Source organism: Rathayibacter sp. PhB179 (assembly GCF_004345345.1).
Classification (GTDB): Bacteria; Actinomycetota; Actinomycetes; order Actinomycetales; family Microbacteriaceae; genus Rathayibacter; species Rathayibacter festucae.
Map to the genome: position 1 here is coordinate 256,293 of NZ_SLVD01000005.1, position 23,942 is coordinate 280,234.

Here is a 23,942-nt window from a genome sequence, read left to right on the forward strand (position 1 = left end):
ACCGGGAGTGGGGCCGGTCCGCGGGCCGGCCCCACTCCCGCGACCCTCCACCCTCTGACTTCGATCCGCACCGGATCAGGGCAGGCAGCGCTGCCTCGCCCCGACATGAAGGAGTTCCCATGAAACCCACCACACGATGGCGCGCCGCCCTGGTCGGTGCGCTCGCCTCGGTGGTCGTCGCAGCCGGCGTGGCACTGCCGGCCGTCCCGGCGACCGCCGCCGACGATCTCCTCGTCCGCTACGACTTCTCCCAGCTCTCCGGCACGACGGTCCCCGATGCCTCCGGCGGCGGGCGCACCGCGATCCTCCGCGGCTCCGGAGCACAGGTCTCGGGGAGCGAGCTCGTCCTTCCGGGAGGCGCGAGCGGCAGCGCGGCCGCCTACCTCGAGCTGCCGCGCGGCCTCCTCGACGGTCGCGACACCCTCACCATCCAGACCTGGCTGCGCAACGACACCGGAGCGGGCAACTACGCCGCCGTGTTCTTCGGGACGGCCGAGAGCCCGCCGTCCCAGTACTGGCTGCTCAACCCCCGCGACCCCGGCGGGCACTTCAAATCGGTCATCACCGCGAGCCGCAACCCGCAGGCGCCGTGGACGACCGAAGCGGGGATCCCCGCGAGCGGACCGACCGGGCCCACCACCGACGCCTCCTGGGGCCTCTACACCACCGTCCTGCAGCCCGGGAAGCTGACCGGCTACTACAACGGCCGCCTCATCGCCGAGACCGTGACGAACCGATCGATCAGCGATCTGGGCACCGACCTCGTCGGCTACATCGGCCGCTCGTCCTACGCCGACCCCTACTACAAGGGGAGCGTGCGCGACTTCCAGATCCGCACCAGCGCTCTCTCCGCCCAGCAGGTGGCGGACGGCTACTGGAGCGGCGTGGACGCCGGTGTCCGCACCGCGGCCCTCGCCTCCGACGCGGCGGCCATCGACCTCGGACCCTCCCGCGTGAGCTCCGACCTCGCATTCCCCACCACCGGCGCGCAGGGCTCGAGCATCCGGTGGACCAGCTCCGACCCGGCCCGCATCAGCAGCACGGGAGCGGTCACCCGGCCCTCCGGCTCCGCCGACGCCGCCGTCACACTGACCGCGACCCTCACCCTCGGGGGCGCCTCGTCCACCCGAAGCTTCCCGCTCACCGTCGCCACGCAGAACGCCCAGGCCGACCTCGACGCTCTCGCCGAGAGCATCGTCCTCCGCCCGACACTCGCCGACGGCGAGCTGCTCCCCACCGCTCCCGCCGGCGCGACCCTCACCTGGCGCACCACGACCGCCGGCGTGAGCATCGCAGCGGGCGCGGTGCGCGCGAGCGGCACGGCGGCCGTGTCCGCGACCGTCACGGGGGAGCTCCGCTCCGGAACGGCCACCACGACGAAGACCTTCTCCGTCCGCGTCCTCCCGGTGGGCCAGGCCCGCTACCTCCTCGCCTACGAGCGCACTGCGCTGGGATCGCAGGAGTACGGCAGCAACGTCGCGTACAGCATGCACCTCGGCCTCGGTACGACCCGCACCAGCACCGAGGCGCTCAACGACAACACCGGCGTCCTGTTCGCAGACGCTCAGCCCACCGGCGTGCTGGATGTCGTGCAGACCCGGACGCTCCGAGACCCCTACGTCTTCCAGCTCGCGACCGGCGGCTACGGCGTGCTCGCCACCCGCACGCTCACCAACGGCGACGTCGACTCCGAGCGCCGCGGAACGCCGCTCTTCTTCACCACCCAGGACCTCGTCTCCTACGAACCGCGTGGCTTCGTCGACCTCGGGGTGACCGTGGCCTCCGAGCCGCGTGCCGTCTGGGATTCGGCCGCGAGGCAGTACCGAGTGACCTGGAAGGACGCGGCGGGAGCGGACTTCTCGCGGTCCTTCACCGACCTCGCCGACGCGGGAACCCGCGGCGACCTGCGCCGAGGCGCGATCTCGCTGCCCGATGCCGCCGTCTCCACCTCGATCACCGGAGCCGTGCCCTCCAATCTGCTGGTCGTCCCCGCCGACACCGCCTCTTCTCTCGAGAAGCGACTGGGCCGGATCCGGAACACCACCGTGGCCGTCGACGCCGCGACCGTCCCGCAGGGGGCGGCGGTGCCCGCGCTCGGGGCAGCGACCCTCGGCTACTCGGACGGCTCCACGAAGAAGCTGCCCGTCGACTGGTCGGCCGCCGATCTGGCCGCCGTGGACACGACCACGCCGGGGACCTACCAGGTCAGCGGAACCGTGCGACAGCGCGACTACGCGGCGCCGTTCCTCCGCGCCGAGGCCGACCCGGACATCCTCCGCTGGAAGGACCGCTACCTCTTCATCTCCACGGACGACCGCGGCGACGACCAGCCCGGCATGTTCCTGCGGAGCTCACCGACCATCGACGGCCTCCGCACCTCCGCCGACAGCATGGTCGTCGCGCAGGGCACGGCCGGCATCGCCGGCTGCTACTGGGCGCCCGAGCTGCACGATCTCGACGGCGAGCTCTACATCTACTACTCGCCCTGCATCGGCGCGATCGACTGGCAGCGCGTGACGTCCTACGTGCAGAAGCTGAAGACCGGCGGCGACCCGACACGTCTCGCCGACTGGGAGACGCCGAAACCCGTGCTCAAGCAGGACGGCACGGCGCTGCAGCGCGACGCCCAGCACCCCGGCATCAGCCTCGACATGACGGTCTTCCAGGACGGCGGCCGCACCTACGTGTCCTGGTCGCAGCGCTACGTCACCGGCGGTGTCATCGGCGACGCCGAGCTCTGGATCGCCACCATCGATCCCGCGAACCCGTGGCGCCTCACCAGCGAACCGCGCAAGCTCGTCACCGCCTCCTACGGCTGGGAGACCAACCTCACGAACGTCGCAGAAGGAGCGACGGCCATCACCCACAACGGGAAGGTCTACCTCACCTACTCGGGATCGGGAACCGATCGCACGTACGCCGTCGGCCTCCTGACCGCCCCGTCCGGCGCCGATCTCACCGATCAGACGGTCTGGGCCAAGTCCGACGCTCCGCTCCTCACGAGCGACCCGGCCGCGAACCTGTGGGGCCCTGGACACAACAGCTTCACGGTCGACGAGGACGGCAACGAGGTCCTGGTGTTCCACGCCCGCTCGAACGGAAGCAGCAACCGCGACACCTACCTCCGCCGGATCCACTGGGCCGCCGACGGGAGACCGGTCCTCGACATGAGCGCCGCGGAAGAGGTGCTCACCGCGAATCGCACGGTCCGCGCCACCATCACCGTCCAGGCGTCGGCCGTCACCGTGACCGCGACCGCCACGACGCGCTGCATCTCCGGCAGGGCCGTCGTCACGATCACCACCCGCAACGCCGGCGCCGGCACCGCGGACGTCGCCTGGGTCACCCCCTGGGGCGCGCGCAGCCAGCGGATCGGTGCACAGAAGACGGGCACGCTGGCGATCACCACCCGGGCCGCCTCCCTGTCGGCCGGGACGCTCGAGGGAACCGCCACGGTGAACGGAGCCGCCACTCCGGTGACGGCGACCTACCCCGCAGCACGCTGCAGCTGAGCCGACCGAGGGGGTCCGTCCACGTCGAGTGGGCGGGCCCCCTCTCGGCGTCCCCCGCATCGCGCACACGCCTGGCGGCGCCGCGCAGCGAATGATGACTCGGACCGGAGCTGGAGCGACACGCGTGGTGATTCTCCGCTCTCGTGTCCGAGTCGGTCGGCGAGGCACTCTCGAGAAAGAGGGGCAGGAGAGAAACCGAGAATCGAAGGACGAGCGTGATCTCGCGTCGATTCTCGGGCGGGACGCCATGGCAATGGCCACGGCAATAGCAAGGGCAAGGGCAAGGGCAAGGGCGATGGCGATGGCGATGAAAGATGCGAGTATCCGAGTGAATCCGAATGCGCTGTGGGCGCGGCCTCGTCGATTCCAGAATCGTGACGCGGCAGGAGAAGACAGAAGGCCCCGGCCCGGCGAGGCGACCTCGTGCTGAGGTCGCTCGCCGGGCCGGGGCCCGCAGGTGGATCTCTCGGACTACATTCCGTCGGAGAGCATCGCCTGCACGAGCTTCACGTGGCGCTCGGAGTTGAGCTCGGTGTACTCGGGGTTGTAGTTCAGGCCGTAGGGCCACATGTGGCCGCCGCCGCAGTTGATGGTCGCGGTGGGGCCGTCCCAGGTGCGCAGCAGCGGAAGGGCAGAGGTCCAGCCGTTGTTCTGGCAGCGGTCGACGAAGGCGTCGTAGCCGACTCCGACGGTGTGCGAGAGCTCGTGCAGGGCGGTGCCCTCCTGCATGTAGCCGCGGTCGGCGCCGAAGCGGATGGTGCCGTTCGGGTTCGCGTCGGCGGTGGGCACGCCGGGCACGTAGTAGACGGTGTAGAACCGGTCGATGTTCGAGAGGCGGTTGTAGCGCGCGACCGCCCGATCCATCGCGTCGGTGATCCGGGCGTAGGCGTCGAGCTCGTCGGCGGAGGGGTTCGCCGAGCGGACGAGGGCGTAGGTCATCTTCTGCACGGCCGGGTCGGTGATGCTCCACCGCTGCACCTTCGAACCGGTGCAGGTCCACTGCTGGATCGCGGCGCCGTCGGTCTGAGCGAAGTCCCTGTCGTCGAGGCAGAGGTTGCTGTGGCGGTTGAGGATCTGGCTGGATCCGCCGCCGACGTCCGTGATCTGCCACTGCTGGTTGGCGGCCCCGGTGCAGGTCCACTGCCGCACCTCGGCGCCGGGAGCGGTTCCGAAGTTGAAGTCGTCCAAGCAGAGGTTGCTGAAGACGTTCTTGATCTCGGCATAACCGGTCCCGAGATCGCGGATCTGCCAGCGCTGATTGCTCGCTTCCGAGCAGCTCCACTGGCGGACTTCGGCACCCGGCTGAGTGACGAAGTCGAAATCGTCCAGACACATGCTGCTGTGCTGATTGCGGATCTCCTGGGCCGCGCCGACCCCGACGGGCGCGGTCGCCGCCTCGGCCGGTGCGGCGGCGCCGAGGGTGGTCAGACCCGCGATCAGTGCTGCCGTCAGTGTTCCGAGGAGGCGTGTCGTGATGGTGGACTTCACTGTCCTGGACATGCGATGCCTTTCAGGTTCTTCGGCCGCCCTGACGGGTGGTCGACGTACTGATTCCTTCCACCGCGGATACGGTCAGAAGATGGTCGATCCGGCTTTCCGGCGCATTCTTCAGGAGGTCGAGAGACGCGACTGAAGGAGAGTGAGAGGCCGGAATCCGGATCTTTCGGGGACGAGCGGATTGTTATCGTGAACACTCTTCCTGGTCCGATCTTCTGCGTGCCGGACGACTGCTGTCAAGCCGGAATGACGCCCCGAGTGGGGGACAGGTCGCCATGCCGAGTGCCATTCGGCTTTGTGAGCGATCGGCGTTCGAGAAGTATTCCGGATGCCGACGACTGTCCGTTATCCGCGGAATCGATAGTTAACTTGTTACCGTGAACATTTTGTTGCTACGGTGAAGACGCCGCCACCGGGACGACACTCCTCCGTCCGCGGCCGGCCGATGGTTCGAAGCAGAGCCCGAGAGGATGCGTCACTGATGACGTCACGACTTCCGCGTTCCGGACGCCCCTCCGCCGAGTCGACCCGCGGCCGACGACGCAGGGCCGGCTGGCCGAGCCTGGCGATCGCCGCACTGCTGCTGACCGGGGCGATGGCCCCGCTCGGAGCAGCCGGCGCGGCGACCACCGTGCCGGAGCCGATCCTGCGCTACAGCTTCGACGAGGTCGGGACCTCGGCTGTCGTCGGGTCGGCGATCCCTGACGGGGCGGTCGTCACGGACGGAGCCTCGAACCCGCACCCCGGCACCGTCGTCGGGTCCGGGGCCCGCTCGGTGGCCGGGGCCTCCGGGTCCGCCTCTGATCGCGCGCTCTCCCTCCCCGGAGGCGCGAGCGGATCGGCCGCCGCCTCCGTCCGGATCGCCCCGGGGCTGATCCCGGCCGACACCGTGGACGTCACGATGTCCGCGTGGCTGCTCTGGAGCGGCTCTCCGGAGTGCACCTGGCCCTTCACTCTGGGGTCGGGCGTCTCTGCGCACCTGCTCGCGACCACGCAGTGCGGCGCGTCCGCCTACGGGGCGCTCACGAACGGCACCGAGGTGCGCGCGTCCGCTCCGGCTCCGGTCCCCGCCGCCCGCTGGGTCCACATGGCCGTCGTCGTCGACGGCGGCGACTCCGTCTCGACCTACCTCGACGGCAGCCTGGTCGGGCGTGGGGTGACGACGTCCACCGCGGCGGCCGCGATCGGCTCCAGCACCTTCTCGGGCTACCTCGGCAAGTCGTTCTACGGCGCCGACGCCTTCTGGGCCGGTGCACTCGACGACGTCCGAGTGTGGTCCTCCGCGCTGTCCGCCGAGCAGGTCCAGCAGAGCGCCGCGGACGTCCACTCCGCGCTCGCGACCAAGGACGCGGCGGTGTCGCTCGGCGGCACGTCCGCTGTCACCGCGGATCTGTTGCTCCCCGCCGGCGGTGCGAACGGATCGACTCTCACCTGGTCCTCCAGCGCTCCCCGCACGGTCTCCAGCACCGGAGCGGTCACCCGGCCGCCCGCCGGCAGCTCCGATGCCGTCGTGCAGCTGACCCCGACCGCCACCCACGGGGCGGCGACCGTCATCGGCTCACCGATCACCGTCACCGTGAAGGCGTTCGCCGCCGGTGACAGCGCGCAGGCCGAGCTCGCTCGCGCCGTCGCCGACGCCGTGCGCAGCGACCCGGCGCTGCAGGGGCCGGTCCGCGGCAGTCTCTCGCTGCCCGACTCGGGAGCCGAGCTCGACGCGGTCGCCTCCCGAGCGGGAGCCGCGGACGCGGTGATCGAGTGGTCCTCCTCCGCACCGGCCGTCGTCAGCGCCGTCGATGAGGGCGCGGAGCCGGACGTCGTCCGGAAGGGCTCGGTCACCCGCGGGAGCACCGACACCCCCGTCACTCTGACCGCCACCGTGCGCGTCGACGGGACGACCCCGGTGACGGTGTCGCTGCCGGTCACCGTGCTCGCCGCCTCGCCTCTCGACCCCGCCGACCTGAACGCCTACCTGTTCGTCTACTTCACCGGCGACAGCGTCGAGGGCGAGAAGCTGCGCTTCGCGACGTCCGACGGCGACAACGCCCTGCAGTGGAAGACCCTCAACGACGCCCAGCCGGTCCTCACCTCGACCGAGGGGACCCAGGGGCTCCGAGACCCGTACATCCTGCGCTCGGCCGAGGGCGATCGCTTCTTCCTCCTCGCGACCGACCTCTCCGTCGGCCGCTCGGGCTGGGGAGACGCGACCAGCAACGGCAGCCGCCATCTGGAGGTCTGGGAGTCCACCGATCTCGTGAACTGGGGCGAGCAGCGCCACATCGAGGTCAACGTCCCGAACGCCGGGATGACCTGGGCGCCCGAGGCGACCTACGACCCGGCCATCGACGCCTACGTCGTCTACTGGACCTCCTCGATGTACCTCGACGACGCGCGCACCCGGCCCGACGGCAACGGGCCGCAGATCGTCACCTCGATCACCCGCGACTTCCGCACCTTCACCGAGCCGGAGCCGTGGTTCGCCTCCGCGGACATCGCCGGGCTGAACAAGGGCAACGGCCTGATCGACGCGACCGTGCTCAGGGAGGGCGATCAGTACTACCGCTTCACCAAGGCCACCCAGTCCTCCGGGTGCCCGTCGCCGGACATCATCGCCCAGCGCTCCAGCGACCTCCGCGCCACCACCGCCTCCGGCGCCTGGAGCCTCCTCGACACCTGCATCGGCCGCACCGCCGGCACTCCCGAGGTGGAGGGACCCGAGATCTTCCGCGCCAACCCCGGCGACACCAGCGGCTACCGGTACTTCCTCTGGGTCGACAACTACGGGGGAGTGGGCTACATCCCGCTCGCGACGAACTCGCTCGAGGGCGACATCCAGTGGACCTACCCCGCCGCGTTCTCGCTGCCGAGCTCGCCCCGGCACGGCTCCGTCCTGTCGATCACGGCGAAGGAGCGCGACGCGCTCGCCGCGAAGTGGAACCCGGCCCTCCTGGTCACCTCCGTGAAGCCCGTCGCCGCCACCGCCCCGGTCGGCGCCACGACGGTGGCACTGCCCGCCACCGTCTCGGCCGGCTTCCGGGACGGCCACAGCGAGACCGTCGGCGTGACCTGGCGCACGGCCGACCTCTCAGGACTGAAGAAGGCCGGCGACACCGTCCAGGTGACGGGACGGCTGCAGAACTCGTCAGCGACCCTCGCCGTGGCGACGATCACGGCCACGGCGCCCCCGGCGGCTCCCGCCATCACGTCGACGGCCACGGCCTCGACCCGCTGCGTGCAGGGCAAGGTCGTCCTCTCGGTCGTCGCGACGAATCCGAACGCCTTCCCGGTGAAGATGGTCGTCACCTCGACCTCGGGCTCGAAGACGTTCGAGGAGGTGGCCGCGGGCAAGAGCGTCACCCACTCGTTCACGACCCGCACCGCCGCGCTGCCCGCCGGCTCCGCGACCGCCACGGCCACCGCGTTCGTCGCGGGCAAGCCCGCCACCGCGACGGCCACGGCGCCGTACGCGGCGGCGAGCTGCGGCTGACGCGCTCGCGCCTCCCACCGACCACCCGACACCACCGACCCCACACCACTGAACCGGACGGCGACGACGCCGTCTCGAGAACGGAGAACACCCGCATGCAGAACCACACCTCCACGGCTCGCTCCTTCCTCCTCCGCGGAACCGCCGGCATCGCCGGAGGCCTGCTCCTGCTCGGCGTCGCCGGCACCGCGTTCGCCGACGAGCAGCAGGGCGCCGACGACGTCGACGTCAACGTGCAGATCGCGCCGCTCACCACGCCCGGCTCGCTCTCGATGACCGTCGCGAGCGACTCCACCGCCCTGACCGAGAACGGCTCGACCAGCGTGGCTCGCCAGTTCACGGGCACCCTCCCCACGGTCACCGTCACCGACACCCGCGACGCCGCCGACATCCCGGCCGGGGCCGGCTGGTACGTCCTCGGAACCGCCAGCGACTTCACCTCGTCGACCGGCGACACCATCGGCGCCGAGAACCTCGGCTGGGCCCCGAACCTGATCGACGGCGGCGACTCGGGCCTGGTCGCCGAGGGCGACGTCGTCGACACCGCCCTCGACGGCGGCCCCGACGGCGTCGGCCTCGTCGACCAGGAGCTCCTCGCCATCACCAACGACAGCGCCGGAGTGGCCGAGGAGGGCTCCTGGACCGCGAACGCGGCCCTGACCCTCAAGACCCCCACCACCGTCGACGCCGGCGACTACAGCTCGACGCTCACCCTCTCCCTCTTCGAGTGACCCGGCGCACGCCGGCCGAGTAGCCCCCGGCGTGCCTCTTTCCTGCTGGTCGAGTAGCCGCCGCAGGCGGCGTATCGAGACACACCCCGCCCACCGCGGTGGATCTCGACCCACCCACTCCGCAGCCCACTCGATCAGCACGCCGACGTCCCCGCCCGCCACCGCCCGCCCCTTTCCCCCAGGGATGACCTTGCGCTCACCGCACCCCCGATCACTCGGCCTCCGCTCCTGATGGCAGCCTTCCGCCCTGACGCGGTTCCCATCACCTGCCGCTCCTGCGCCGCCGGCCGCTCCCTCGACGCCCTGATCCTCATCGAGCTCGCGCGAGGCGTGAACTGCGATGAGTCGCGCCTGCTGTCGGCTCTGGCGGTTCGAGTGGATCACCGGATCGGCCTCGTGCAGTTGCGGTCACGACTCCGCGAGCTCGCGAACCGAGGCATGGTGCTCCTGGAAGGACACCGTCGAACGATGCTGCTGCGCATCGCGCAGTTCTCGATCACGCGTGCCGGGCGGGACTCCCTCGCCGCTCACGCGCGAGCGCTGGACCTCCTCGCGGAGGAGATCCACGTCGCGCTCCTCACCCGGCGCTGACGGCGACGCCGCCGAACCCACGCGCGCACCGAGGTCGGGACGGGGCCCGTGGTCGCTACGGTGCGGTGACAGGGCCCCGCGCGGTCGCCGGTCAGCCCGCAGGGCGGCCGCTCGTGCCCGTCCAGCAGCCACCGATGCGGCCACTCCTGCTGCCACGAAGAGCCACCGAGGCAGCCCATCGTGCTGGTCGAGTAGCCGCCTCCAGCGGCAGATCGAGCGGAGGGGGCGCCTTCGGTGCCGGCGCAGGGCGGGGAAGAGACAGCCGTCCTCACGCTGGGCGGGTCTCGATACGCCCCTTCGGGGCTACTCGACCAGCATGTCTGCGGACGTCTCTTCCCAGTAGACCCACCCGTTGGTCGAGTAGCCGCCTTCGGCGGCGTATCGAGACCCCACATCGCCGAGACATCCGGGAGCGAGTCTCCTCCACACTCGTCGATCCGACGGCGTTGTCCCCGATCAGCCCATGGTTCCGGTCCCGGTGTCGGTGGCTCCTGCTTCAATACGCGTATGTCAGAAGATGAGAATGCGGCAGCACTCGCGGAGGTGCGCGACTGCTTCACCGACGCCGCCGCCACCGAGCGCGCCGCATCCCCGACGCACCTGAGAACCGCGGAACGCATCCACCGCGGCTACCGCGTCGCGCTCACCGTCCCGGAATCGTTCGCTCGCGGCACGTCCCGCAGTGAGACCCGGGACCTCGTCGAGCGCTCCATCCGCGCCGAGCTCGCGGTAACGCTCGGCGTCTCCGAGCGAGACGTCTCGCGCCGCCTCGAGACCGCGCAGATGCTGATGGAGCACCTGCCGCTCACTCGCGCCCTGCTCAGGGACGCGCGGATCCTCTGGGAGGCGGGCGAGGCGATCTGCAGAACCGCGATCAGCCTTCCCGAGGCCTCCCGCGCGGCCCTCGACGAGCGCGCGGCCGACGCCGCGCTCACGATGACGACGACCCAGCTGCGTCGCACACTGAGCCGCTGGCGCGAGGCGCTGCACGAGCAGCCCCTTGCCGAGCGCCACTCCCGAGCCACGCTGAACCGCGCCGTCTGGGTCACCCCGGACGTCGACGGGATGGCCACCCTCTGCGTCCACGCTCCCGCGCCGGCGGTGACGGGCGCGTACGACCGCCTCCGCCGCATCGCCCGCACCCTCCGCATCGCCCGCACCCTCCGCGACGACGGCGACCCGCGCACCCTCCAGCAGCTCAGCGCGGACGCCGCGGTCGACCTGCTCTGCGACGGCGACATCGCCGGCACCACCCCGGACCCCGAGCACCGACCCGACCCGACCTTCGTCCCCGGAGTGCGGGCCGAGGTGCGCCTCACCCTCGCCGCCTCGACCGCGGTCGGTCTCGACGATGCGCACGCGGATCTCGACGGCTACGGACCGGTCCCCGCACCGATCGCGCGCGAGCTGATCCGCACCGCAGCCTCCTTCACCCGCGTCCTCACCGACTCCGATACCGGCGCGGTCGTCTCCGTGGGCCGCACCCACCGCGTCCCACCGCCGCAGATGCGCCTGCACCTGCAGCTGCGGGACCAGACCTGCCGCTTCGCCGGCTGCACCCGGCCCGCCAGCACAAGCGAGGCCGACCACACCCTCGAGTGGCGCAACGGCGGCGAGACCTCCCTCGAGAACCTCGTCTCGCTCTGCACTTCGCACCACCACGTCCGGCACGGGGACCAGTGGAGCTACGACAGAATCGACGACCAGGGGACCCTCGTGTGGACGAGCCCCACCGGCCGGCGGATCAGCAACCGCCCGCCCCCACTGCCCGGGCGGCCGCCCGACCCGCCCCCTCGGCCGCACTTCGTCGATGTTCCCGCACCGTTCTGACGGTGGGGGGATCTCGATACGCCCGCTGCGCGAGCTACTCGATCAGCACGCATCGCCCCCAGGACGTCGGTGCGAGCCCGTACGTACTGCAGGAACCGCACAGGGTGCGCCGGCGTGCGTCCGCACATGCTGGTCGAGCAGCGCGCAGGGCGCGTCGGGACCCGCCGCGGTCAGGCAGGCACCCGCTCAGGCTGCGACACGGGGGACTCGGTGGGCACGGCGGCGGCGGCGACCGACGCCGGGTCCTCGCCGCTGCGCAGGGGGAGGAGGCGGAAGTGCTGGCGGTAGGGGCCCTTCTCCGGGGTGTTGCTGTACTTCTCCGGGCGGGTCTGCACGTCCCAGTTGCCGCCCTGGAGGCCCTCCTGGGCGGCGTCGACCCGGACGACCGTCCTCGTCGACGCAGGCACCTCGTGCCAGTGCCGGCGGTCGGCCAGCTCGTCCGGGCTGTTCGGCTGAGCGTTGAAGAACATGCTCTCGACCGACGTGCCGCCGCCTGACGTGCCGCCGCAGGCCAGGACGAGCACGCCCGCGCCGCCGCCGTCGACGAGGGCCGCCCAGCGGGTGTCGGCCTTGTTCGCGCTGTCCTGCGGCCGGCTGTAGCGGGTCGGCTGGTCGGCGACGGCACCGCTCCAGCGGCCGAAGAACGCCGACGCGCGGCGGTCGGCGGACGACTCGTGCGGGCCGCGGCCGTGCCAGTGCAGGGTCGAGAGCTCCGGCGCGAGCCCGAACGTGGTGCCGACGACCTGCGGGTTCGGCGTGCCCTCGACCGGCGAGAAGGTGGAGAGCACGTCGACCTGGCCCGTGCCGTGGATCATGTAGACGATCGACTGCGGAGAGGTCGTCACCCGGCCGCTCGGCCGGAACGGCACCGCCGTGGTCACCGACCCGTCGACCGTGATGCGGACGGCGCCCGGCGTCTCCTCGACGTCGACCCGATCGATCGCCCACTCCTCGCCGACGCCGCGCCAGGGCAGCGACGGCTCCGGGCGCTCGAGCCGGATGTCCGGGATCGAGAGCTCGGGGTCGTTCGGGGTGCGCCAGAAGTTCGGCAGCAGCGGCGCGGCGAGCCGCTCGCGACCGCCGTAGCGGAGCGAGGTCAGGCGCCCGGTGGAGCGGTCGACGGTCGCGGAGAACGCGGGCCCGCGCACGACGATCGCCGTGCCCTCCTCGGTCGCGGTCACCGGCGGCAGCTCCCGCGGCGCCCGGCGGCGGGCCGCAGAGGCGTCGACGGGCAGCTCGAACTGGGCGCGCGCGACGACGTGTCCCTCCTCCGCCCAGGCGGTGGGAGCGGCGAGTGCCAGCTGCACGTCGAGGCGGTACTCGCGCGCCGTGTCCTGCGCAGCCGGCTCCGGCAGCGGGTACGGCACCGTGACCCGCCCCTCCTCCTGCGGGCCGATGGCCCACTCCGCGCCGGGCAGCGACCCCTGCTGCACCGGCTCGCCGTCCGCCGACACGGTCCAGTGCACGACGTAGCCGTCGAGCCCGGTGAACAGGTGCTCGTTCGCGACGAGGAGCTCGCCGGCGCGCAGATCGACCGCGGTGAGGGAGACCGGCTGGTAGGCGAGCGCCGCCTCAGCCAGCTTCGGGGTCGGCGTGCGGTCGGCGAGGACGAGGCCGCTCATGTGGGCGCTCTCCTGGTTCGGCTCGTCGCCCCAGTCGCCGCCGTAGGCGAGGAACTCCTCCTCGGGCCGATCGGGGCGCGGCCAGTACAGGCCCTTGTCGGCCCAGTCCCAGAGGAAGCCGCCGGGCATCGCGCGCGGGTCCTCGCGGGCGGCCGCCCAGTACTCCTCGAGGTAGCCGGAGGTGTTGCCCTGGCTGAAGGCGTACTCGACCAGCAGGTAGGGCCGCGGATCCCGGCGCGAGCGCTCGGCGAACTGCGCGACCGGCGGGTAGAAGTCGCCGTCGAAGTCCGAGAGACCGGCCGGGACGACCCAGGTGCCGGAGCCGACGGGGTCCTGATAGCTGACGGGGCGGGTCGGGTCGTGCTTCTTCGCCCACTCGTACATCGCCTGCAGGTTCGCGCCGACTCCGGACTCGTTGCCGATCGACCAGGCGATCACGCTGGGGTGGTTCTTGTCCCGCTCGACCATGCTGCGCATCCGCTGGAGCAGGGGAGCGCGCAGCTCCGGGCGGTCGCCGGGCAGGAAGGGTGTCCCGTCGTCGTCGATGCGGTTGATGTGCGTCTCGTTGTTCGCCTCGTCGACGAGGTAGAGCCCGTACTCGTCGGCCAGGTCGTACCAGCGCGGGTCGTTCGGGTAGTGCGAGGTGCGGACGGCGGTGATGTTGCTCTGCTTCATCAGCCGGATGTCCGCGATCATGTCGTCGCGGCTCAGCGTGCGGCCGGTGCGCGGGCTCCACTCGTGCCGGTTGACGCCGCGGAGCGACACCACTCGGCCGTTCACGAGCAGCACGCCGTCCACGATCTCGACGCGGCGGAAGCCGACCCTCAAGGCGACGCGCTCGAGGACGGCGCCGGTCGCGTCGCTCAGCTCGACGACGAGCGTGGAGAGCTCGGGCGTCTCCGCGGACCAGAGTCGCGGGGACGAGACGGGGATGCTCGCCTGGCTCGCCGCGCGTCCGTCGGCGTCGAGAGCGACCGTCCGGCTCTGCTCGCCGACCTCCGCCGCACCCGGCGCGGTGCCGTCGAACAGCCGCGTGCGGAGCTCGAGACCGGCCGCGGGCGCCCCGGCGTGCGCGTCGATCGCGACCGACACCTCGACCGACCCGGCGGTGAACGTGTCATCGAGCGGGGTGCGCACCGTGACGTCGCGGATCATCGCCGCCGCGCGCGAGAGCAGCCGCACGCTCCGGAAGATCCCGGAGAGGCGGACGTTGTCCTGGTTCTCGAGGTAGGAGCCCGTGCACCAGCGGTGCACCTCGACGGCGAGGATGTTCGAGCCGGCCCGCACGTGCTCCGTGACCTCGAACTCGCCGGTCGTGTAGCTGTCCTCCCGGTAGCCGAGGCGCTGCCCGTTGAGCCAGACCGAGCATGCCGACTCCACGCCGTCGAACTGGAGGAAGGTGCGGCGCTCGGCCCAGCCGTCCGGCAGCTCGAAGGCGGTGCGGTACTGGGCGACCGGGTTGTAGAGGGTCGGCGCGTTCGGGTAGTCGCCGCGCGGGTCCGGCTGCTCGTGCCGCCCGTTCGCGCCGGTCCACGGCAGCACGAGATTGGTGCCGATCGGGAAGTCGTAGCCGTGCAGCTGCCAGCTGGCGGGGACCGGGATGGTCGGCCAGGCCGAGTCGTCCCAGTCCTCGGCCGCGAAGCCGTCCAGGCGGGCTGCCGGGTCCGGCGCCCAGTGGAAGCGCCAGTCGCCGTCGAGGCTGTGCGCGAGCGGCGTGCTCGCGCGGTCGCCCTCCAGTGCGGCGTCGAGCGTGGCGAAGGGGGTGAGCACGGCGTGCGCCGGCTCCGTGCCCCACTCGAACACGTCGGGGTCGTTCCACTCCTGGGCGAGGGTCATGCGGTGCTCCTTGGGGGTGCGTCGTGCGTGGGGCGTCGGGCTTGGTGCGTCGGACATGCAGCGGTGCGGGCGCGGACAGCGGAGTCCCCTCCCGCCGCCCGGGTCGCGGGCGAGGGGAGGGGACGCGCGTGCCGCTACTGGTCGTAGGCGCTCTGCCAGATCTCGGCGTAGCGGTCCGCGCCGAGGCTGGTCAGGGCGTCGAGGTAGGACTGCCAGTCGGCGTCGCTCGCGGGGTCGCGGACCCCGGTGACGAACTCGGCGGTCGCCGTGGCGACGCTGCTCTCGACGTTGGCGGTGAGGGTGGAGAGCTCGCTGGCGTCCTCGGAGGGGACCCAGATGTTCCAGTAGGGGAACATCGCGTCCGACTCCTTGCCGGCGTACTGGTCGGTCGCCTCGAACAGGCGGCGCTCGAAGCCCGCCTCGGTGTAGATGTCGAGCGGCTGGACCTGGCTGGCGCGGAACTCGGCCGTGTCGAACACCTGGGCCATTGGGCCCCAGTTGCCGTTGTAGTCGGCCTCGTTCGACTCGTCCATCTTGGTGTCGACGAGGGACGGCTCGAGGCTCTGATCCAGCGCGATCTCGCCCTCCTCGGGCGCGCGCCAGCCGATGCCCTCCTCGCCGAACTCGCCGCGGACGTGGCCCTCGGGCGAGAAGAGGTAGTCCATCATCTCGACGATGACCTTCTGCTCCACCTCGTCGGCCGCCTTGGTCACGACGAAGGTCGCACCGGGGACGCTCGGGAGCAGGAAGGTGGCGTTCTGGCCGCCGGGGCCTGTGAGCGGCGGGAGCAGGTCGTACTGCGTGTCGCGCCCGTCCTCCTGGCCGATGGTCACGGCGAATCCGGGGTGGATGGCGGTGAAGCCGCCGATGAGCACGCCCTGCGCCGCGTTGCCGGTCGCGGTCATCTGGTCGCCGCCCTGCGAGAAGGTGGCGGGGTCGATCAGGCCGGCGTCCCACAGCTTGCGGAGGAACTTGAGGCCGTCGCGCCAGCCGTTCTGCATGGTCTGCAGCTGCACGGTGTCGCCGTCGAGACCGAGCGAGACGGGCTGCCCGTTCGCTCCGGAGCCGGTGTTGAACGCGTTGTAGATGAAGGCGTTCATGATGTACGGCACCAGCGACTGCTGGGTGCTGCCGGTCAGCGGGATCTCGTCAGCCTGGCCGTTGCCGTTCGGATCCTGGGTCTTGAAGGCCTGCATCACCGCGAAGAACTCGTCGGGCGTGGTGGGAGCGGCGAGCCCGAGGGTGTCGAGCCAATCGGTGTTGATCCAGAACTTGTAGGGGTAGGAGCAGTGGTAGCAGTCGTTCCACTGCGGCAGGCCCCAGATCTTCCCGTCCGGAGTCTCGGTGAGCTCCTTGAAGCCCGGCTCCGCGTCGAGGGCCGCCTTGATGTTCGGGCCGTTCTCGTCGATGAGGTCGTTGAGCTGCACGAGCAGGCCCTGGTCGCCGTAGCGCTGGAGCTCGGCGCGGCTGAACTGCGAGGCCCAGGGGACGAGCATGTACGCCTCGGGCAGGTCGCCGCCGGCGAGCGAGATCTGGCGTGCCTCGGCCGCCTCGGACGCGCCGTAGGACGTGGTCTCGAACTGGATGTCGACGTCGAACTTGTCCTCGAGGACCTTGGTGAACGAGTTGGTGTTCAGGTCGATCTGCGCGCCCTGCTCGCCGAAGATCCGGATGACCTTGCGGTCCGCCTCCGGGCTCTCGCCGGTGCAACCGGTGAGCCCGATGATCGCGGTGGTGAGGACGGCGCCGAGGAGGAGGTGCTTCCTCCGCGCGGCGACTCTGCCGTGCTGTGTGCGAGAGAACAAGGTGTTTCCTTCCATGGGTGAGAGAGCCGCGGGGGAGTTCCGCGCGACCGGGGGAGTCGGCCCTGTGCGGGCCGTGCTCGGGGTGCTCAGCCCTTGACGGCGCCGAGCATGATGCCCTTGTTGAAGTACCGGGCGACGAAGGGATAGAGGATCATCACCGGGACCGTCGAGATGACGATCAGCGAGTACTTGAGGAGATCCGCGAGCTGCTGGCGCTCGATCTGCGCGGCCGCGTCCATGCCCGGTGTCGCCTGATTGAGGATCAGGACGTTCCGCAGCACGAGCTGCAGCGGATAGAGGCTCGGATCGCGGAGATAGAGCAGGGCGTCGAAGTAGGAGTTCCACTGGTAGATCGCGTACATCAGCGCGACCACCGCGAGCAGCGGCTTCGAGAGCGGGAGCACGATCGTCCAGAGGAAGCGCAGATCGCTCGCGCCGTCCAGCTGCGCCGCCTCGTACAGCTCGTCCGGGATGGAGGAGCGGAAGAAGACGACGGCGATGATCACCTGCCAGACGCCGACGGCCTGGGGGAGGATCAGCGCCCAGCGGGTGTCGAGCAGGCCGAGCTGCTGCACCACCAGATAGGTGGGGATGATGCCGCCGGCGAAGAGCATCGTGAAGATGACGCCGAGGGTGATCCCGCCGCGGCCCCAGAAGTCCTTCCGCGAGAGCGGATAGGCGATCGCGACGGTCAGCGCGAGGCTGACGAAGGTGCCGGCGGCCGTGTAGAAGAGCGAGTTGGCGAAGCCGGTGACGATCGTCGAGTCGCCGAGGGCGCGCTCGTAGCCCTCGAGGGTGAAGTCGATCGGCCAGAAGCTCACCCGGCCGGACGAGACGGCCAGCGGCGAGCTGAACGAGCTGGCCAGGATGTAGAGCAGCGGCAGGAGGACTGCGAGCAGGAACGTCGTGAGCAGGACGTAGACGGCGATCATGAAGACGCGGTCGACCATCGGGTCCTTGATCCGGGTCGCTCGCTGCCGGCGGCGCGGCGGCCGGGAGGCCTCGCCGTCCTCGTGAGCGGTGGTCGATGGCGTGTCGAGTGCGGTCACCAGAGCCCCTGTCCCGTGATCCGCTTCGCGAGCGAGTTGACGCCCAGGAGCAGGACCAGATTGATCATTCCGTTGAAGAGCCCGATGGCCGCGGCCTGACTGAAGTCGGCGTTGAGCAGACCCACCTTGTAGACGTAGGTGGGGATGATCTCGGACTGCGAGAGATTGAGGGAGTTCTGCAGGAGGAAGGCCTTCTCGAATCCGATCGCCATCACATTGCCGACGCCGAGGATCAGGATGGTGATCGCCGTGGGCATGATGCCCGGGATGTCGACGTGCCAGATCTTCTGCAGCCGGCTCGCGCCGTCCATCCGGGCGGCCTCGTAGAGCGAGGTGTCGATGGAGGACAGGGCCGCCAGATAGAGGACCGCGGAATAGCCGGTCGTCTGCCAGACGTCGCTGAAGACGTAGATGTGCCGGAAGAAGTCCGGGTCGCCGAGGAAGTCGATCGCCCCGAGTCCGAAGAACGACGTGACGTCGCTGACCGGGCCGAGCTTGGGCGAGAGGAAGAGGATCGTCATCGAGATCACGACGACGGTGGAGATGAAGTAGGGCGCGTAGGTGACCATCTGCACGGTGCGCTGGAAGAAGCGCAGCCGCACCTCGTTCAGGGCCAGCGCGAGCAGGATCGGGAACGGGAAGCCGGCCAGCACCACGTACGCGGAGAGCAGGAAGGTGTTCTTCAGCAGCGTCCAGAAGATCGGGTTCGAGAAGAACCGCTCGAAGTGCTTGAAGCCCACCCAGGGGCTGCCCCAGACGCCGTCGATGACGTTGTAGTCCTTGAACGCGATGGTCGCGTTCGACATCGGCACGTACTTGAAGACGATGAAGTAGAGCAGCGGCGGCAGGATCAGCAGGTAGAGCTGCCAGTGCCGCCGGAAGCTGCGCCGGGCGGCGCGGAAGCCGCGGGCGTTCGAGCGGCCCCGGATCGACGCCGGGCCGCCGGGGACGGGCGCCTCCGGGCCGGGGGCGCCGGGCACGGTCGAGCCGGGGACGGTGGTCCCGGGCGCGCCGGTCAGCGGCATGACCATGCCGTGCCGACCGGTGTCGGGAGGAGGGGCGGACGGGTCGCCGTGCAGGCGTCGCGTGCCCCAGGTCGGGTCGTCATGTCGAGAGCATCCAATCGCCGGTGATTCGGAACGAGGACGAGACTAAGCAGCCGATAACACCCGTGTCAATAAGAAAACGAAACGTTTCGTGTACTTCTCGAGCGGCGCCCGGAAAAGACGGGCGCGATGATTCTTTCGAAAGTCGGAGAAGGCGTTCTTGCGAAAGTTCCGGCTATTCTTGCGAAAGCGGCTGGAGTCGGATCTGCATCAATCCGATGAATCCGAGAACGGCCGTGTCTGCGCCATCCATGCTGGTCGAGCAGCGCGGAGCGCGTATCGAGACCAACTCTCTGCATGGCGGTGGATCTCGATACGCCCGCTCCGCGGGCTACTCGATCAGCATGCAGGGGGCCCTCGCCGCGGGCTGCTCGATCAGCATGCAGGGGGCCCGCGCCGCGGGCTGCTCGATCAGCATGCGGGGGCCGCTGCGCGGGCTGCTGGGTCGGCATGCAGGGCACGCTGCGCGGGGCGAGTGCGTCGCAGCCCCTCCATGCTGGTCGAGTAGCGCGCAGCGCGTATCGAGACCCACGGTCTGCAGGACGGTGGATCTCGATACGCCCGCTGCGCGGGCTACTCGATCAGCATGGAGTGGGCCCGCTTCGCGGGCTGTCGGATCGACAGGCAGCGCCAGCTCCGCGCGCTACTCGCTCAGTAGGCGGGGACCGCTCGCGGTGCCATCGAGCACGGTGACGTCGAGGGAGACGCCCGCGAGGACCGCGGACTCGGAGCGCAGCAGCACGGCGATGTCGTCGTCGGCGGGGAAGATCTGGTCCGTGAGGACGATCCGGCCGTCGTCGGCGAACACCTCGATCGAGGACGCGTCGACCCACACGTCGAGCTCGACGGTCCCGTCGGGGCGGTGCGGGAGCGCGGTCTCCGAGACGCTCGCGAAGATGTCCGAGAAGGCGCTGTCGCCGGAGTCGCGGCGGTCGATGCTCAGGCGACCCTCCTCGAGGCGCACGATCGTGCCGCGCAGGCCGTCGGCCGAGGCGCGCACGACGAGCTCGAGGGGAGCCTCGGCGGGCCGGCCCACGAGGCGGATCCGCAGAGCCCGACCGTGCGCGCTCTCCGGGACCGTGAAGAGCCCCGCTTCCGGGGAGGCGTCGTCGGAGGAGAAGTCGGGCTCCCCGGTCATCGGGAGCGCCGGACGCTGCACCAGCCGCTCGCCCTCGAGCGAGAGCAGGCGGGGCAGAGCGGCGGATCCGCGCCAGGGAGAGGTCGGCACCGTGTGCGCGTAGTCCCAGTTGCTCATCCAGCCGATCATCGTCGGCTCCGGAGCGTCGGCCACCGTCACTCCCGCGTAGAAGTCGCGGCCGCGGTCGAGCCAGTCCCACGAGGTGGCGGTGAAGATCGTGCCGTCGAAGTCGCCGACGAAGTACTGCATGCCCGAGCCGCCGGCCGGGTTGCCCGGGTTGGTCGAGATCACGAGGACCCAGCGGTCGTCGAGCGGGAAGAGGTCGGGGCACTCCCACATCCCCTCGGTGGAGCCGGCCGGGCCGAAGACCGAGAGCGGCTCCCAGTCGCGCAGATCCTCCGAGCGGAAGAGGTGGACCTGCCGGTCGAGCGCCTCCACGGTCGCCATGATCCAGTGGTCCCCGTGGCGGAAGACCTTCGGGTCGCGGAAGTCGGCCGTGCCGCGGTCCAGGACCACGCCGTGCTTCGTCCAGGTCTCGCCGCCGTCCAGGCTCGACGCGAGGGCCTGCGCCTGACTGCCCTCGCGCGCGGAGGTGTACAGCGCGACGAGCGGCGGCCGCTCGACGGTGCCCAGCCCGGAGGAGTTCGTGCGGTCGAACACGATCGAGCCCGAGAAGACGCCCTCGTGCTCGTCGTGCAGCAGGGCGACGGGGTGCTCGATCCACTCGAGGAGGTCGGCGCTGGAGGCGTGGCCCCAGCTCATGTTGCCCCAGTCGTCGCCGCTCGGGTTGTGCTGGAAGTAGAGGTGGTAGCGGCCGTCGTGGAAGATCAGGCCGTTGGGGTCGTTCATCCAGTGGCGGGCCGGTGCGAAGTGCACGGCCGGGCGCACGGAGAGAGCGATGGTGGTCATCGAGGGGTCCTTCCGGAGTTCGGGAGCAGGGTCGGATCGGCGGTGCCCAGGGACGGCGTGCCCGGCGACGGGCTGCCCAGGGACGGGCTGCCGCCGAGGGCGCCGACGACGGGCCGGTCGGCGTCCTCGATGCCGTCGCGGTTCACCCAGTGCGTGGCGGTCACCCAGTGCACGGCCCCGCGGTCGGCGCCCGCGCTGCGGCGGGCGGTGATGCCCGCGATCTCGGCGCGGGCCCGGGCGCGGTCGGCGCGGTCGAAGGCCGTGGTGCGGTGCGGGTCGGGTGCGGCCGAGATCAGCAGGCGCGTGTAGGGGTGGCTGGGCGTGTCCATCACCTCGGCGCTGCTGCCGCCCTCGACGATCACGCCCTGGAGCATCACGCTGGTGGTGTCGGCGAGGAAGCGGGCGGAGGCGAGGTCGTGGGTGATGTAGAGGATCGAGATCCCGCGCTCGTCGCGCAGGCGGCGCAGCAGCTGGAGGACGCCCATCCGCACCGAGACGTCGAGCATCGAGGTCGGCTCGTCGGCGAGGATGACCGTCGGGTCGGCGGCGAGGGCCCGGGCGACGGCGACGCGCTGGCGCTGGCCGCCGGAGAGCTCGTGCGGGTAGCGGTCGAGGAAGGCCGGGTCGAGCTCGACCGAGAGCAGGAGCTCCTCTGCGCGGGCCGCGCGCTCGCGGGCGCTCAGCTCGGGGGCGTGCAGCACCAGGGGCCGCTCGAGGAAGTGACGGACCTTCTTGGTCGGGTTCAGCGAGCCGAACGGGTCCTGGAAGACCATCTGCACGGTGCGGCGGTAGGAGCGGGACGCCCGCCGCGGCTCCTTCGCCAGCACGTCGACGCCGCCGACCACCATGCGGCCGGAGGTCGGCTCGACCAGCCGCGCGAGCATCCGGGCGATGGTGCTCTTCCCGCTGCCCGACTCGCCGACCAGGGCCATGATTTCGCCGCGGTGCAGCTCGAGGTCGGCGTGGTCCACCGCGACGGTCGACTTCTTCGAGAAGAGCCCACCCGTGCGGAACTCCTTGGTCAGCCCGCCGAGGGAGACGACCACGTCGGTCTCCTGCGGCGTGGGCGCGACCGCGGCGGCTCCCGGTCCGCCCTTCTGGATCGGCGGGAACGCCGCGATCAGCGTGCGGGTGTAGTCGCTCTGCGGGTTCGCGTAGACCTCGCGGGAGACCCCGCTCTCGAGCAGCCGGCCGTGGCGCATCACGCCGAGTCGCTGCGAGATCTCGACCATGAGCGAGAGGTCGTGGGTGATGAAGAGGATCGCGAAGCCCAGCCGGCGCTGGAGCTCCTTGATCTCGTGGATGATCTCCTGCTGCACGACCACGTCGAGCGCGGTGGTCGGCTCGTCCATGATCAGCATCGGCGGCTCGAGCGCGAGGGCGATCGCGATGACGGCGCGCTGGCGCATCCCGCCGGAGAGCTGGTGCGGGAAGGCGTCGATGCGGGCGGGGTCGATCCCGACCAGCTCGAGCAGCTCGGCCGCGCGGGCCCTGGCCGCCCGCCGGCTGTCGCCGCGGTGCGTGGTGAGGACGTCGACGATCTGGTCGCCGACGGTCATCACCGGGTTGAGCGCGTTCATCGCGCTCTGGAACACCATCGAGACGCGGCTCCAGCGGAAGCGGCGCAGCTCCTCGGCGCCGAGCGAGGTGACGTCGACGCCGTCGCAGTGGATCGAGCCGGAGACGACCCGGCCGTTGGCGCCGAGCAGCCGCAGGATCGCCGTGGCGATGGTGGACTTGCCGCTGCCGGACTCGCCGGCCAAGCCGAAGGTCTCACCGCGGCGGATGGTGAAGGACACGTCGTCGACGGCGCGCACGGTTCCGGTGGCGGTCTCGTACTCGACGGTGAGGTTGCGGACGTCGAGGACGACGTCGTCCTGGGAGGGGAGGGTGCTCATTTCCGGGAGCCCTTCTTCGTGGCGCGGATGAGACGCGGGTTGGTGATCTCGTCGACCGCGTAGTTGATGAGGGCGAGCGAGAAGGCGACGAGAGCGATCGCGACGCCCGAGGGGACGAAGGTCCACCAGGTCGCGCGGATGAGGGAGCCCTCGATGCTGGACCAGTAGAGGTTCGTGCCCCAGCTGACCGAGGAGACGTCGCCGAGGCCGAGGAACTCGAGGCCGGCCTGGGCGCCGATGCCGAAGATGACGCAGGCGAGGAAGGTGCTCATCACGACGGACGCCATGTTGGGGAGCATCTCGCGCAGCATGATGTGCGGCGAGCGCTCGCCGGTGACCACGGAGGCGTCGATGAAGTCCTTGCCGCGCAGCGAGAGCGCCTGCGAGCGGATGACGCGGGCCGAGCCCGCCCAGCCGGTGGCGACGAGGACCAGGACGATCGTGGCCGGCCCCGGCGGCAGGAACGCGGCGAGGATGATCAGCAGCGGCAGCCCGGGGATGAGCAGGAAGACGTTGGTGACGACCGAGAGCACGTCGTCGACGACGCGGCCGAAGTAGGCGGAGGCCAGGCCGACGATCAGGCCGACGGCGGTGGCGGCGATGCCGACCGCGAAGCCGATCGAGAGCGAGCTGCGCGAGCCCCAGATCAGCAGGGCGAGCACGTCCTCGCCCTTGGCCGTCGTGCCGAGCAGGTGCGCGAGCGAGGGCGGCTCGGAGCCGGCGACGACGGCGGTGTTCGGATCGCCGGGCGAGAGGAGCGGAGCCGCCAGCGAGAGCAGCACGAAGAGGGCGAGGATCACGACGCCGACGAGCGCGCGGCGGTCCCGGAGGATCCGCGCGAGGAAGTGGCTGCGGACCACTCGAGGCGGCGCGGGCGTCGCGCTCAGCGGGTCGTCGACGGCGGTGACGGGGATCGGGTTCTGCAGGGACATGA

Annotated in this window: 13 protein-coding genes; 4 read left to right on the forward strand and 9 right to left on the reverse strand. The window is 70.9% G+C overall.

What is annotated here, in order from left to right; genetic code table 11:
* Positions 1-119: 119 nt before the first annotated feature.
* The gene (locus EDF43_RS12545; RefSeq protein ID WP_132437185.1) at positions 120-3,512 is read left to right on the forward strand and encodes a family 43 glycosylhydrolase; all 3,393 of its coding nucleotides are present in this window, start codon (positions 120-122) and stop codon (positions 3,510-3,512) included.
* Positions 3,513-3,983: 471 nt separating this feature from the next.
* Here EDF43_RS12545 and EDF43_RS12550 read toward each other — a convergent pair whose 3' ends face one another.
* A complete protein-coding gene (locus EDF43_RS12550) occupies positions 3,984-5,012 on the reverse strand; it encodes an RICIN domain-containing protein (protein ID WP_132437186.1) in 1,029 nt (342 codons plus the stop codon).
* Between the two features lie 478 nt (positions 5,013-5,490).
* On the opposite strand from EDF43_RS12550, the gene EDF43_RS12555 reads away from it, so the two are divergent.
* Complete coding sequence (locus EDF43_RS12555; protein ID WP_165909096.1) at positions 5,491-8,493, forward strand: LamG-like jellyroll fold domain-containing protein; 3,003 nt, start codon at positions 5,491-5,493, stop codon at positions 8,491-8,493.
* A 95-nt stretch (positions 8,494-8,588) separates the two neighbouring features.
* A complete protein-coding gene (locus EDF43_RS12560) occupies positions 8,589-9,224 on the forward strand; it encodes a hypothetical protein (RefSeq protein ID WP_132437188.1) in 636 nt (211 codons plus the stop codon).
* Positions 9,225-9,632: 408 nt separating this feature from the next.
* On the opposite strand, the gene EDF43_RS21835 is transcribed toward EDF43_RS12560, so the two are convergent.
* Positions 9,633-9,791, reverse strand: a complete 159-nt coding sequence (locus tag EDF43_RS21835) for a hypothetical protein (protein ID WP_165909097.1) — start codon at positions 9,789-9,791, stop codon at positions 9,633-9,635.
* A gap of 531 nt (positions 9,792-10,322) precedes the next feature.
* Between EDF43_RS21835 and EDF43_RS12570 the strand changes: the two genes are divergently transcribed.
* Complete coding sequence (locus tag EDF43_RS12570; RefSeq protein ID WP_132437189.1) at positions 10,323-11,645, forward strand: HNH endonuclease signature motif containing protein; 1,323 nt, start codon at positions 10,323-10,325, stop codon at positions 11,643-11,645.
* Positions 11,646-11,815: 170 nt separating this feature from the next.
* Here the strand turns inward: EDF43_RS12570 and EDF43_RS12575 are convergent, their stop codons facing one another.
* From EDF43_RS12575 to EDF43_RS12605, 7 genes are all read right to left on the reverse strand, one after another.
* The gene (locus EDF43_RS12575; RefSeq protein WP_165909098.1) at positions 11,816-15,103 is read right to left on the reverse strand and encodes a glycoside hydrolase family 2 TIM barrel-domain containing protein; all 3,288 of its coding nucleotides are present in this window, start codon (positions 15,101-15,103) and stop codon (positions 11,816-11,818) included.
* Between the two features lie 134 nt (positions 15,104-15,237).
* Positions 15,238-16,908 (reverse strand): extracellular solute-binding protein, encoded by a 1,671-nt coding sequence (locus tag EDF43_RS12580; protein ID WP_165909099.1) that lies wholly within the window; start codon positions 16,906-16,908, stop codon positions 15,238-15,240.
* Between the two features lie 86 nt (positions 16,909-16,994).
* On the reverse strand, positions 16,995-17,957 hold the full coding sequence (locus tag EDF43_RS12585; protein WP_243646304.1) for a carbohydrate ABC transporter permease: 963 nt from the start codon (positions 17,955-17,957) through the stop codon (positions 16,995-16,997).
* Positions 17,954-18,982 (reverse strand): ABC transporter permease subunit, encoded by a 1,029-nt coding sequence (locus EDF43_RS12590; protein ID WP_132437192.1) that lies wholly within the window; start codon positions 18,980-18,982, stop codon positions 17,954-17,956. Before EDF43_RS12590 ends, EDF43_RS12585 begins: the two co-directional genes overlap by 4 nt.
* 724 nt (positions 18,983-19,706) lie before the next feature.
* Positions 19,707-21,110, reverse strand: coding sequence for a glycoside hydrolase family 32 protein (locus EDF43_RS12595; protein ID WP_132437193.1), 1,404 nt, complete (start codon positions 21,108-21,110; stop codon positions 19,707-19,709).
* Positions 21,107-23,008 (reverse strand): ABC transporter ATP-binding protein, encoded by a 1,902-nt coding sequence (locus EDF43_RS22150; RefSeq protein WP_132437194.1) that lies wholly within the window; start codon positions 23,006-23,008, stop codon positions 21,107-21,109. Before EDF43_RS22150 ends, EDF43_RS12595 begins: the two co-directional genes overlap by 4 nt.
* Positions 23,005-23,940, reverse strand: coding sequence for an ABC transporter permease (locus tag EDF43_RS12605; protein ID WP_132437195.1), 936 nt, complete (start codon positions 23,938-23,940; stop codon positions 23,005-23,007). Before EDF43_RS12605 ends, EDF43_RS22150 begins: the two co-directional genes overlap by 4 nt.
* Positions 23,941-23,942 lie beyond the last annotated feature (2 nt).

What these genes read in the sequence shown, in the direction of transcription:
- EDF43_RS12545 (WP_132437185.1), top strand. Translation starts at nt 120, where the DNA reads ATGAAACCCACCACACGATGGCGCGCCGCCCTGGTCGGTGCGCTCGCC.
- EDF43_RS12550 (WP_132437186.1), bottom strand. Translation starts at nt 5,012, where the DNA reads ATGTCCAGGACAGTGAAGTCCACCATCACGACACGCCTCCTCGGAACA.
- EDF43_RS12555 (WP_165909096.1), top strand. Translation starts at nt 5,491, where the DNA reads ATGACGTCACGACTTCCGCGTTCCGGACGCCCCTCCGCCGAGTCGACC.
- EDF43_RS12560 (WP_132437188.1), top strand. Translation starts at nt 8,589, where the DNA reads ATGCAGAACCACACCTCCACGGCTCGCTCCTTCCTCCTCCGCGGAACC.
- EDF43_RS12570 (WP_132437189.1), top strand. Translation starts at nt 10,323, where the DNA reads ATGTCAGAAGATGAGAATGCGGCAGCACTCGCGGAGGTGCGCGACTGC.
- EDF43_RS12575 (WP_165909098.1), bottom strand. Translation starts at nt 15,103, where the DNA reads ATGACCCTCGCCCAGGAGTGGAACGACCCCGACGTGTTCGAGTGGGGC.
- EDF43_RS12590 (WP_132437192.1), bottom strand. Translation starts at nt 18,982, where the DNA reads ATGCCGCTGACCGGCGCGCCCGGGACCACCGTCCCCGGCTCGACCGTG.
- EDF43_RS12595 (WP_132437193.1), bottom strand. Translation starts at nt 21,110, where the DNA reads ATGACCACCATCGCTCTCTCCGTGCGCCCGGCCGTGCACTTCGCACCG.
- EDF43_RS22150 (WP_132437194.1), bottom strand. Translation starts at nt 23,008, where the DNA reads ATGAGCACCCTCCCCTCCCAGGACGACGTCGTCCTCGACGTCCGCAAC.
- EDF43_RS12605 (WP_132437195.1), bottom strand. Translation starts at nt 23,940, where the DNA reads ATGTCCCTGCAGAACCCGATCCCCGTCACCGCCGTCGACGACCCGCTG.